At 27.7% G+C, this 12871-nt stretch carries 11 protein-coding genes and 1 riboswitch; of the genes, 2 read left to right on the forward strand and 9 right to left on the reverse strand.

What is annotated here, in order from left to right; all coding sequences use genetic code 11:
• Position 1 precedes the first annotated feature (1 nt).
• Together ABJG40_RS08035 and ABJG40_RS08040 are read left to right on the forward strand one after the other, a co-directional pair.
• Positions 2–1969 (forward strand): DUF3857 domain-containing protein, encoded by a 1968-nt coding sequence (locus ABJG40_RS08035; protein WP_348024066.1) that lies wholly within the window; start codon positions 2–4, stop codon positions 1967–1969.
• Positions 1970–1976: 7 nt separating this feature from the next.
• On the forward strand, positions 1977–2348 hold the full coding sequence (locus ABJG40_RS08040; RefSeq protein WP_348024067.1) for a hypothetical protein: 372 nt from the start codon (positions 1977–1979) through the stop codon (positions 2346–2348).
• A gap of 234 nt (positions 2349–2582) precedes the next feature.
• Here the strand turns inward: ABJG40_RS08040 and pnuC (ABJG40_RS08045) are convergent, their stop codons facing one another.
• From pnuC (ABJG40_RS08045) to ABJG40_RS08085, 9 genes are all read right to left on the reverse strand, one after another.
• Positions 2583–3143: a nicotinamide riboside transporter PnuC gene (pnuC, locus tag ABJG40_RS08045; protein ID WP_348024068.1), complete on the reverse strand. Its 561-nt coding sequence runs from the start codon at positions 3141–3143 to the stop codon at positions 2583–2585.
• Positions 3144–3896, reverse strand: coding sequence for a 2OG-Fe(II) oxygenase family protein (locus tag ABJG40_RS08050; protein WP_348024069.1), 753 nt, complete (start codon positions 3894–3896; stop codon positions 3144–3146).
• 30 nt (positions 3897–3926) lie between these two features.
• Positions 3927–6398 (reverse strand): TonB-dependent receptor, encoded by a 2472-nt coding sequence (locus tag ABJG40_RS08055; RefSeq protein ID WP_348024070.1) that lies wholly within the window; start codon positions 6396–6398, stop codon positions 3927–3929.
• 108 nt (positions 6399–6506) lie between these two features.
• Positions 6507–6598, reverse strand: a riboswitch (TPP riboswitch).
• A 50-nt stretch (positions 6599–6648) separates the two neighbouring features.
• Positions 6649–9435, reverse strand: a complete 2787-nt coding sequence (locus ABJG40_RS08060; RefSeq protein ID WP_348024071.1) for a prolyl oligopeptidase family serine peptidase — start codon at positions 9433–9435, stop codon at positions 6649–6651.
• A 58-nt stretch (positions 9436–9493) separates the two neighbouring features.
• On the reverse strand, positions 9494–9892 hold the full coding sequence (gene arfB, locus ABJG40_RS08065; protein ID WP_348024072.1) for an alternative ribosome rescue aminoacyl-tRNA hydrolase ArfB: 399 nt from the start codon (positions 9890–9892) through the stop codon (positions 9494–9496).
• A 4-nt stretch (positions 9893–9896) separates the two neighbouring features.
• Entirely contained in the window at positions 9897–10823 is a 927-nt protein-coding gene (locus ABJG40_RS08070) for a phosphatase PAP2 family protein (protein ID WP_348024073.1), read from the reverse strand.
• Positions 10824–10852: 29 nt separating this feature from the next.
• Positions 10853–11512, reverse strand: coding sequence for an ATP-binding protein (locus ABJG40_RS08075; RefSeq protein WP_348024074.1), 660 nt, complete (start codon positions 11510–11512; stop codon positions 10853–10855).
• Positions 11482–12105, reverse strand: a complete 624-nt coding sequence (pnuC, locus tag ABJG40_RS08080) for a nicotinamide riboside transporter PnuC (RefSeq protein WP_348024075.1) — start codon at positions 12103–12105, stop codon at positions 11482–11484. Before pnuC (ABJG40_RS08080) ends, ABJG40_RS08075 begins: the two co-directional genes overlap by 31 nt.
• Before the next feature lie 6 nt (positions 12106–12111).
• Positions 12112–12858 carry a geranylgeranylglyceryl/heptaprenylglyceryl phosphate synthase gene (locus ABJG40_RS08085; RefSeq protein WP_348024122.1) on the reverse strand — a complete coding sequence of 249 codons (747 nt, stop codon included), beginning with the start codon at positions 12856–12858 and terminating at the stop codon, positions 12112–12114.
• Between the last annotated feature and the right edge of the window lie 13 nt (positions 12859–12871).

The following is a 12871-nucleotide window of genomic DNA, read 5'->3' on the forward strand; positions in this document are numbered from 1 at the left end:
TATGAAGATAAAATTTAAGGTATTATTTGCAGTATTATTTGCTTTACAGATTACAGTAGCACAAGAAAAACCTTTTTTTAAAAGTTATGATTGGGAAACAACCCCAAGTTATAAAGTAGCTAAAGAATCTACAGAAGATATGATAGCTGTAAAAGAAAAAACAGTTACAGAATTTTATTTTCAAGAGTCAAATTTAGTAGAGTATTTTTTAGAACATAAGGTTTTATGGCTAAATTCTGATGATGCAATAGAAGAGAATAACAAAATTTATTTACCATTTTCTGCACAAGCAGAATTACAGGTAAATAAAGCAAGAGTTATTACTCCAGAAGGTAAATTAATTAACTTAGATAAATCTAAAATTTTAACAGCAGAAGATGAAGAAACAGGTAGAACTTATAAATATTATGCACTAGAAGGTATAACCAAAGGTAGTTTTATAGAGTACATGTACGTGGTAAAAAGACCTCCAAACTATACAGGTAAAAAAGTATATATACAAGACTCTTATAAGAAAGAAAAAGTAGAATTCGATTTATTTTCACCAAAAAATTTAGTGTTTAAATTAAAGAGTTTCAACAATTTAAAAAAGGTAGAAAAAGATACCTTAACCACAGAAAAATTACATTATCAATTATATGTAAATAAAGTAAAAAAATTAGAAGATGAATACCAAGCAGCCTATAATGCATCTAGAAAATTTATTGTTTATAAATTAGATAAAAACCTTGCTACTAATGTTATAGATATTATTTCTTATAGTAAAATTTCTCAAAATTTATATGTTTCCTATTATCCAGATTACACAACTATAACTAATGGACTAATAAAAAAATTTATTAAAGAATTAGAACTTCCAGAAAATGCAGATAATGAAACCATTATAAGAAAACTAGATTTTTACATAAAAACAAATCTGTATTTACAAGATGTTTATAATGATGAATTACAAGATTTAGATAAAATTTTAACTCAAAAAGTAGCAAATGAAAGTGGTATTATAAAACTTTATATTGCTGTTTTAAGAACTCTAAGTATAAAACACGAATTAGTGTTAACTACAGATAGAAAAGAAATGAAATTCGATACAGAGTTTGAAGCTACAAACTTTTTAACCGATTTTTTACTCTATTTTCCAGAATCGAATAAGTATTTGTCTCCAAATGCATCTGGTACAAGATATGGTTTTCCAATGCCATATAAAACCGATAATTATGGTTTGTTTATTAAAGAAGTTGTTATTGGCGATTACAAATCTGCAGTTGGTAGAATAAAATATATAGAGCCTGTTAAAGTTGATGAAACTATAGATGTTATGAAGGTAACTATAGATTTTAATAAAGATGATTTAACAGAAAACAGTATTAATTTTAACAGAGCTTTCAGCGGATATTATGCAATGAATATTCAACCATTTATGCATTTAATTCAAGGAGAAGATAGAGATGAATTAGTAGAAGGAATAATGGAAAGTATTACTAAAGATTTAGAAATTACCAATAAAAAGTTGGTAAATGATGATTCTGAATTATTTGGAATTAAACCGTTACAATTTGTTGTAGACTTTACTACAGAAGCATTTGTAGAAAAAGCAGGTAAAAAGTATTTGTTTAAGTTAGGAGATTTAATTGGGCAGCAAATACAAATGTATCAAGAAAAAGAAAGAGTTTTACCTTTAGAAGAACAGTTTCATAGAAGTTATTATAGAACCCTAACTTTAAATATTCCTGAAGGTTATAAAATTACCAATTTAGATGATATTAATATTGATAATTCATATAGTAAAGACGGTAAACAATTATTCTCTTTCAAATCTTTTTACAAGTTAGAGGGCAACAAATTAACTGTAACTGCAGATGAACATTATAGAGAGAATTATGTTCCTGTTGCGGTCTATGAAGATTATAGAACCGTAATAAACAGTGCTGCAGATTTTAATAAAATAGTATTATTGTTAGAGCCTAAATAAGTTATTTATGTTATATGAAGATGTGTTTATGGTTTTTTGGAAACATGTAAACGAAAGTATACAGAATGGTGAATTTGCCAAATTAACAATGGCAAAAACTATTGGTAAACAAGAATTGAAAAATATTTTTGTAAGACCATTAGCTTCTAAAGAAAAAGTTTTACTTAAGTTTAGTTATAGACCAAGAGAAATAGAAGATATTGAAAAAGAAATGACCTTAAAAGAAGTTGTAGAGGTTATAAAAACGCACCTTAAAAACCCTTTTTTGTCTGTGCTTTTATTTACTACTTCAAAAGATATTACTTTTAAAATTAATAAAAAAGGAGCTGGAAGTATTACCGAAAATTCACCAACATTTCACAACGTTACAGAAGTATAATAATTTGTAAAAGCTAAAAAGAATTAGTTTTACTTACTTTTTTACCCTGTTTTTTTAGATTCGCTAACTTAAGATAGTTATGATCTTTGTTCTAACTACTTATAATTGTTGTTAGAGAAGTTAGTTTTTTTGGATGATTTTTTCAATTTTAAAAACACTTGAATTTAACAAAAAAAATCCCAAGTCTAAACTTGGGATTTTTATTCTTGATTATTTTCGAAATAAAATAAAAAATTATTGTAGTGCCATTTTTTCTTTCCATCGTTTATAACCTACAAAAGAAAAAATTAAGTAAACAACAGTTAAAATTGTATAAATATTTAAGTCTTTACCAAGGTATAAAATAATAGTGATACCGTTAATTACAATCCAAAATTTCCAAGAAGAGATATACTTTTTTACTTCTAAATAGCTTGCTATAAAACTAAATATTGTAGTATGTGCATCTAAATATGGAGCACTAGCATCTGTATAAGTATTAAAAATAAATCCCAAAATTAAAGACAGTACTTCTCCTGATAGAATAAGGAATAAATAAGTATTTATTGATAAATCTGTTATTAGAAAATTTTTGTTTTTTATAGATTTATTCCAATGTAAAAACCCAAATACTCCAATAATAACATAATAAACATACAAGATAACTTCCGAATATAAGCCAGTTCTATAGAATAAAAAAATACTTATTAATGAAGATGATACTCCAAAAATCCAACAAATAATTTGTTCTCTAATCAAAAAAAATAGGTATGCTAAACCAAATATTACAGCAAAAAGTTCTAGGTATAAGTTCATTTAAAATAACGATAAATATTTGTTGTAATAGAAATCACTTGTAAATTTAGTATTGTTAAAAATTAAATCTTGATTTGGTTTCGGTATCGAAAAAAAAGCAAATGAAAAGCGTTCCTCATTTTTTTGAGTAAAATCTACTTGATGTTCTAATGCTTTGTATTTTCTTTCAGTTAAAAACTCTAACAAATACCCAGGAAAAATAATGATATTATCTGTTGATCCTAAATTTAATTTTTCATTTAAACTATTTTCGTAAGAAAAACCATTAGCTACACCAAATACAAAAACAGTAAATAATGAAACATCTTTGTGTTTAGAAAGCCTAAGTTTAGCGGTTTCAACTTTACGATTTATTTTTGGATAGTAATTACAAGAAACCATGTGTCCTATAGTATCTGTATAAAAATCTTTTAAATCAGGAATATTTAATTGTTTAATTACTTCTAATTCAATCTCTTTTACTTTAGCTACAATCGGTTTCCATTCATTTGTTAAAAACGACTGAAATTCTTTAGGAAATTTTTGATTAGTAGTAAATTTAGAGAGTACAAAAGAATGTAATAAATCTGTTTCATATTGATTTTTACTATCTTTTTGCCCTAAATAAGAATACCCATCAAACACATAATCATAGTGCGTTTGAAGGAATTCTTTTCTGTATTCTGTAGGTCTTTCTAAAAACCGTTTAAAAGCTTTTTTAAGAGACTCATCATTACTTTTTTTGATAGATGTAGTTTTTAAATCAAAAAGCATTTTTTATCGATTCATTATTTTTAGAAAATATTAAAACTTTAAGGTAACACCAAGTAAAAAGTTTCTAGTTGCTTGCGCATAGTAAAAATTCTCGGTTATAGCTGGATCACTAGAACCTGCTGGACGATAATAATAACTATACGTATAACCATTAGATTCATACGCTTCGCTTAAAATATTATTTACTAAAAGATTAAAAGAAACTTCTTTTATCCAAGAAGGCTTAATACTATACGAGGCATTAAAGTTATTTACAAAATAAGCATCAATTTGCTTAGAAGTATTCCCCGTGTTATCTAGATATTGATCTCCAACATATTTAGAGATCCATTTTAAATCTAAATTTTTAACCGGCGAATATGTTAATATCCCATTTGCAATGATACTTGGAGAAAAAGCAATATCAACATCTTTAAATTCTGTTACAACAGCTTCTGTTGATACCCAATTCCAAGTAGCATCATCATATTGAGTATCAAAAATAATATAATTAAAATTTTTAATTTTATTTTGGCTAAAGGTAGCATTTGCGTCTAGTCTAAATTTATCTGAAATTTTATATCCAACTTGTAATTCTATACCTGCACGGTAACTTTCGCTTACGTTTTCTCTAATAGAACTTCCAACATCATCAACAGCACCTGTTGCTACTAACTGATCTTTATAATTCATATAATAAACATTTGCAGAAAGGGTTAATTTTGGATTTCTGAATTTATATCCAACTTCTACATCTTGAAGGTTTTCAGGCTTAACAGCATTTGCTGTTATTCTTGATAAATCACTTCTGCTAGGTTCTTTGTTTGCAACAGCAAAAGAAGCATAAGCACTACTTTCTTTATTAAATGTATATGTTAAACCAACTTTAGGATTAAAGAAGTTAAATTTTTCATTAAAATTAACAGGATTCAAATCTGAATCAATACCATTAGATTCATGGTTTATAAACCTATATTGTACATCTCCAAAAGCATAAAAATGTTCATTTATTTTATATTCTGCTTTTAAGTAAGTATTAAAAGCAGTTTTTTGTGCATCACTAAAATAATATTCTTCTTCATAAGCTATTTGTGCAGTAGGAAAAGAGTCCCATATAACTTCACCAAAATGATCTCCTTTATACACATTTGCTCCTCCACCTAATGTTAGATTTAATTTTTCTTTTTTATAATTTAAAGAAGAAACTAAAGCGTAAAAATCATTACTCAACCATCTTCTTCTAATAACCTCTCCTTCGTCATCGGCATCTAAACTATTAGGGAAATAATCTCCAGCCTCTTCGTGTGGTTTAAATTGTTCAAAATAGCCTTCACCTTTAGTGTAATTACCTGAAATATTTAATGTGTAAAAATCATTAAGCTTTTCATCTAAATGTAATTGATAATGCTTTTGGTTATAATTATCCACTTCATTATCATATGTATAGTGATTATAAGTTCTATCAGGATTATTTTCTAAGTTAGCTATTTGGTCATCAGAAAATGAATATCCTTCATGAGCTAAAAATAACTGAATTCCGTCTTCATCTCCATTTATAACAGCTTCAGGTGTTCCATACCAAGCTTGTTGTGTAATTTCATGACCACCAAAAACCATTACTTTTAACTTAGTTTTGTCTGTAATATAACCTGCTTCTAAAAAATAAGAATTTAAATCAGCACTAGATCTATCAATATAACCATCACTAGCTATTTTAGATAAACGAGCTGTTGCATAAAAATTATTTATTAACCCAGATGAAACACTTACATTATGTTTTCTTGTGTTATAAGACCCAAATGTATGTGATGTTGTTGCATAAGCTTTTTCTGTAGGCTCTAATGTTTTAATGTTTAAACTAGCCCCAAAAGCACCGGCTCCATTTGTAGAAGTACCAACACCACGCTGTAATTGTATATCTTCAACAGAAGAAGAAAAATCGGGCATATTTACCCAATAAGTTCCTTGGCTTTCAGCATCGTTATACGGAATCCCATTTAGAGTAACGTTTATACGGGACGCATCAGAACCACGAACACGCAAACCTGTATAACCTACCCCTGAACCTGCATCAGATGTTGTTACAACAGAAGTAAGTTGGTCTAATAAAATAGGTAAATCTTGACCTAAATTTCTAGATTCTAATTCTTTTTTAGTAACATTAGTAAATGTAATTGGTGTTTTAGAGCTAGCTCTTGTTGCAGACACCAAAACTTCTTCTAAAATAGTTGAATTTGGAACTAAAGAAAATTCAATTTCGTTGTTTTTAGTTAACGAAATTTCTTTAGAAACTGTTTTGTAACCAATAAAAGAAACTTGAATAGTGTAGTTACCTTTCGCTAATGTTACATTAAATAAGCCATCAAAATCTGTTGATGTTCCTTGTTCTGTTTCTTTTACCAAAATAGTTGCTCCTGGTAAAGATTCCTTGTTTTCATCTACTACTTTTCCTTTAAGTGTAAATGTCTGGGCATTTGCAATAATACTTGCAAACAAGAATAAAAAAATGGTAATTTTTTTCATTTTAAAAAATTTAAAACGAATAAAAAGAGGTCATTATTCTTGTAATAAATATTGAATAATTAGTGTTTGTTGTAACAAGAAAAGTATAAAAAAATATTGATACTTTCTTTGGTAAAACATTCAAATCCCTAAACAGCATTACCTGTTCTAGGTTCATTGGGTATGATCTCAGCTTTTTAAAGCACCCCTTTATGAGAACGTTGCAAAGCTATAACAGAATTTTGAAATACAAAACAACAAACGTGTTTTTTTATTTCTTTTCTTTTATTAACTCATAACCTTGGTTTATTCCTTTCTCTATGGCAGGAACACCTTTTTCCATCCATACAGGTTTTTGAGCTCCTTTTAAATAATAATCAAAAAACTGAGCCATTCTTACATTAAAATCTTTTCTGTTTTGCATTTTTAATGGCCAATGTGGTTCTCCATTGTAATTTAAAAACCAAGAAGGTTTCCCTAATCTTCTTAATGCTGTAAAAAATTCAATTCCTTGGTACCAAGGTACATGTCCATCAGCATCATTATGTAAAATAAGTAAAGGGGTATTAATTTTGTCGATATTAAAAATTGGTGAGTTTTCTATATAACGTGAAGGGTATTCCCAAGGAGTTCCTCCAATTCTACTTTGTGTATGTTCGTATTGAAACTGTCTACTAAGACCTGTCCACCAACGAATTCCACCATAAGCACTAATCATATTTACAACTGGAGCACCAGATTCTACAGCTTTAAAAATATCTGTTTTAGTAACCAAATATGCTACTTGATATCCACCCCAACTATGTCCTTGTGCACCAATATTATTTTTGTCTATAAAACCTTTTTCTATTAAAGATGTAATACCAGGAATTACACAATTGTATGCACTTTCACCTGGGTAACCTTCTTTATAATAAACATCTGGATTAAAAATAACATAGCCTCTACTTGTATAAAAACTATAGTTAATTGTAGATCTTCCTGGAGAAGGAGCAATGTGTCTATGTAATCTATCTGAACTTTTTTCATAGAAATTCACAATCATTGGATACTTTTTTGATGGATCAAAATTTTCTGGTTTCACTAACATTCCTGTTAATTTTTTACCATCTAATGAGATCCAATTTACCAATTCATTAGTTCCCCAATTGTATTCTTTTTGTTGTGGATTAGCATTACTAATTACTGATGATTTTTTAAAATTAAGATTAGAATAACGAATATTTGGAAATTCTGTAAATGATTCTCTAGTATAAATAATAGCATCAGCTAAAGCTGCTTTTTGAATCTTTGAGAAATTATAATCACCTTCTATTAACTGTTTTCCTTTTTTATTTTTTGGATTGTATTGATAATATCCTGAAGCTTTTGTTTTTTCATTAAAAGTAGAAAACAGCCATTTATTTTTTGAATTTAAAAATTGCTCTTCTTTATCTAATTTAATGTATCTGTGCACGATGTTGTTTTCTCTTCCATTTGTAATTTTGGTTCCTTTGCCTGTATCAGGATTAAATTTCCAAATATCAAAACGATCATATAATACTAGTGATTCGTCATTTTTTGTCCAACCAGCAGCACCATAGGCTCTTGGATTAGAAGGAGTGTCATGCAATTCATTATAAAAAACTTTATTGGTAGTTAATTCTTTATATTCTGAAGTAGAAATCTTATAAGTAAACCATGTTTTTTTAACGTTATTGTATCCAAAAACATACGATCCATTTGGACTTATTCTTGTACTAGAAGAAGAAATTTTTGTTATTATTTTTTTTCTTTCTCCAGTTTCAATATTTACAATTGCTATGTCTTTTAAACGTAATGCATCCCATTGACTTTGTAATAAATAGGGAGTAGGATTTTCTAACAATGCATAGGCAGCATTTCCTTCACTACCTAATCTTGCATTAGGATAGGTTATATTTGCAATTTGTACTAAATTTTTATTTTTAAGGTTTATGGCTGTTAGGTAAGATTTCTTTTTGTCATTTTTTACTTGCAATTCTTGTACTGTATATAAACGAGGTTCGCTATAATTCCAAACTTCAACATTTACAATTTCATCAGAAATTAACGTGGTGTCTTTTACAATTTCTGGAGTAGCTAATCCAAAAAATAATTTTGATTCATCTTTAGAAAAACTAATTCTACCATTAGAAGAAACTTTATATCCTTTTGGAGTTTGGGTGTTATCAACCAATTTTTCTGCCAATTTAGAGTTTGTAGACCAATAATATAATTTATTAGGTCTTTGTTGAATTTTAGTAGTGTCTGTATCTACAACAAAAGCTAATTTCTTACCAGATTTACTAAAGTTTAGTTGATAATATTTTGCTTTTTTACTTTGATAAATATCAGTCAGTTTATTGTTTTCTATGTCATAAACATAAACATTAGATTCGTCATTTTCTGTTTTTCCTGTTGATGTAAAAGCAAGAAACTTTCCTTTTTCTGCAAAAGTATATTGAGTTACAAATTTAAAAGTATCTTGTTTTTTGGTAGCTAAGTTTCTTAAAACAAGATGGTATCCGTTTTTTGTACTAACCTTTTTTACTTTCTTTTTTTTGGTCTTTTTATCTTTTTTCTTTGTCTCTTTTTTCTTTGAGTTTACTTCAAATTGATAAGCAATAAAACCACTCCATTTTAAGGGAGTTTTATACGATTTTATGTTTCCAATCTTTATTAACGATTTCGATTTAATATCAAAAACACCAAGTGTATCTTTAGGAATTTTATTCTTTTTAACTTTTCTTCTTTTTAGTTCTGTAATACTATCTTTCCATGGTTTTATAGTGAAAAAGGCAAATTGAGAATCATAAGAAAATACTCCTTTAGAAGCACGATTATAAGTGAAAATAAGGTTAGACTTAGTATCTTTTATTTTTAAAAAATTGTCTTTTTCACCTTTTTCTAGCGAATACATTATGTGATTTCCATTTGGTGAAATTGTAGTATTTTTAATACTATTCCAGATTTCAAAATCAGCATGATCAAGGGTTTTTTTCTGAGAAAAAGAGAAAAAGGTAAAACAAAAAAGGAGAATTGAAAGTAAGGTTTTCATGATAGAATAATTAAAAAAATAAATATACTATAAAACTGATAAACCTTTGTTAAACAAATTATAACATTTTTCTACGATTGTTTTTCTTTTCTGAAAGTTTCTTTTTAGATTCTAGTCTTTTTCTAATAGAAGCTTTGCTCGGTTTAGTAGCTTTTCTATTTTTATTTTTAATAAGATTTTTAGAAATCAACTCTAAAAAACGTTTAATTGCTAGCTCTTTGTTTCTGTATTGAGAACGGGTTTCATCACAAAATAAGATAAGCTTATTTTCTTTGGTTAATTTAGATTGTAGTTTAATTATTAAAAAATCTTTTTCTCTTTCAGAAAGTGCAAGAGAGTTTTTTAAATTAAAAGTCAATTCAATTTTAGAAGACACTTTATTTACATGTTGTCCTCCAGCACCAGAACTTCTTGTAGCTTTAAAATTTAATTCTTTTAGAATTGTAGAAGAATTCATAGAATTAAAAAGTCCCAACTATATGCAAACCAGTATATTCATTAGAGTATTGAGGAACAATATTGAAAGAAATATTTTTTTCTTTTTTGATTACACCATTTATATTTCTTTTTTTCCAGCTACTTAAAACTATCGATTTTCCTATTAATGTTCCAACAATTCCACCAACAACTAAATCACTTACCCAATGATTGTGTTTTTTCATTTCCGCCATATATACAATTGACATAAAACTATAAGGAATCCAATAATTATCATATTCCATTTGAAAAACTTTAGCAATAGCAAAGTAAGCTGTTGTATGTAGTGATGGAAAAGCAGATGCTTCTGCACTTGCAAAAAGATATTCTTTTCTTTTATTAAAAAAATCCCAATTATTATTCGTCCAAGGCTCAATAGCAGTTTCAGACAAAGGTCTATTTGGTCTATTTCTTCCAAAAATTGTTTTTAAGCCTAACTGTGTAATAATTGTAGCGTATTGTATTGCTTTTAAAGCATTAATAGAAGCATATTGTCCCCTTTCTTTATTTGTGAAAAATGAAAATAAATAATTACCAATAATAGGATATGACATATATGCATTCTCGCCAACTAACCATTTATGATCTGTTCTCCCTTTTATAAATGAAATTTTTGGTAATTTATAGGTTAAGTGTGGTTCTAAGTGATTGTGTAGGAAGTTTGTAGTTACTTTGTCTACAGCTATTAGACCAACAATTCCACCTACATAATAACCTGTTTTTTTCCAATCATTCGATATTTCTTTTCCCATATAAACAAAATCACTCGGAATCGTTAAAATACTATTCTTTATAACTTTTCCTGATGTTTGAAAAATGTTATCCTTATTGATAACTTCTAATTTTTGAGCATTAAAGAAGAGAGAATAAAAGAGAAAGGTAATTATAAGTTTAGTTTTAATAGTTTTCATAGCCAGTTATATTTAGAACAAATGTATTTTTAATAATCATAAAAGTTTCCAAAATCATCAGAATTTTGATGCATAAAATGCATGTCTATATCTTGTAAAGAATCAGAAAAAGAATATAAGTTTTCTTTGCTAGCAATAATTTTATCAATAGCCTCAACCGCATTTTTTAATCGTGTTTCTTTATCCCCTTTTAACAAAATATAAGGTCTGTTATTGTTTATTAAAGATTTTTCAAAAGCATTAAACATTTCTAAACGTAATTCTGGTCTATCTCTTAAATCATCTTCTTCCCAAGGAGTATCTATATAAGTTAAAAGATATAAATCATACTGATTTTCAATTGCTGCTTTGTCTAGTTTTTTATCTACAAAACCGCCATAAAATTCTTCAGAATATACTTTGGTTTCTAACAAATCTGTGTCACAAATTAAAACTTTATCAGCTCTTTTTGCCAATTTATTTTCTAATTTCATTTGTCCAATTGCAATAGGAAGTAAATCTTCTGCTTCACACGTTTTACGTTCGTTATTCCATTTTTCCTGTAAATATTCACGAGCAAATTCTGGTGCCCAAACAGTATTATAATAACGTGCTAAATGACGAGAAAGGGTTGTTTTTCCTGTAGATTCTGGTCCGAATAAAACAACTTTTACTAAGTTTATAGGTTTTTGTTTAAGCTCTTTTTCCATGTTAAATAACCAGATATTGCTATAAAAGTAAATATTAAATATTGAAAACTAGTAAATGTGAATCCTTTGTAAAAATATAGAGGTGTAGAAATAATATCACCAATAATCCAATAAATCCAATTTTCTATTTTTCGTTTAGCCATTAGCCACATTCCTACGAAGAAAATAGCTGTTGTAAATGTATCTACATAAGCAGTCCAACTTGTCCATTTTTCGAAATAAGTATAAACTCCGTACACAAAAATTAGAGTTGCTATAAAAATTAAAATGCTTAGTTTTTTCTCTTTTAAAGTAGTTGTAGATATTGGTGTTTCGTGTTCGCCATCACTTTTATAAGTCCAGATATACCAACCATAAATACTCATAACAAAATAGTAAGCATTGATCATCATATCGCCTAAAAGTTCCCATTTTAAAAGTAGATACACAAAAATTAATGTGCTTACCATACCTGTAGGAAAAACCCAAACTTTATTCTTTTTAGAATACCAAACAGACAAAAAACCAAAAATGATGGCTACAAATTCTAAAACAACATCTATTGTTTCATAAGTTCTATAGTGTCCAAAAAGAGATTCAAAAATTTCTAACATTTTGTTTTAATTGTATTCGGTAAATTTAGTGCTTTTTAAATCCTCAAAAAAAGATTCATCATTTTCAAAAGCAGTTCCAATAACTACTAAATCTGAACCAGCATTGAAGGCAGTCTCAAGTTGTTTTTTAGAGCGAATTCCACCACCAACAATTAAAGGTATTGATAAATTATTTCTCACTACAGTAATAATTTTTTGGCTGACAGCCTCAGTCGCTCCAGAACCTGCTTCTAGATAAATTAGTTTTTTCCCAGAAAACTCTCCTGCTAAAGCAGTATTTAAAATCAATTCTGAATTTTCTTGAGCTATTGGTTTTGTATTGCTTACTTTTTGAGTAGCCGTTTCTTTTTTTCCATCAATTAAAATATAACCTGTTGGTAAAATTTCTAAATTGGCATTTTTTAATAAAGGAGCAGCTCTAATTTGTTGTTCAATTAAATATTCTGGATTTCTGCCAGAAAGTAAACTTAAAAATAGAATTCCATCTGCTTTTTGTGTGATTTGAGAAACATCTCCAGGAAATAAAACAACAGGCAAATGTGTTGCTTTTTTTATGGCAATTACTACATTTTCTGTTTGATGGTTATCATCTGTACTTCCACCAACAAAAATATGAGTTGCTATTGATTGATGTACTTTTTCAAAAAAAGACGGAACATTTTCTAATTCTATTTTTTCAGGATCAATCAAAACTGCCAACAGTTTTTTACCTTCTTTTTTTGCTGATAAAATGTTTTGGTAAATATTCACAATTGCGAAAATACGA

The organism is Polaribacter sp. (genome assembly GCF_039939415.1).
Classification (GTDB): domain Bacteria; phylum Bacteroidota; class Bacteroidia; order Flavobacteriales; family Flavobacteriaceae; genus Polaribacter.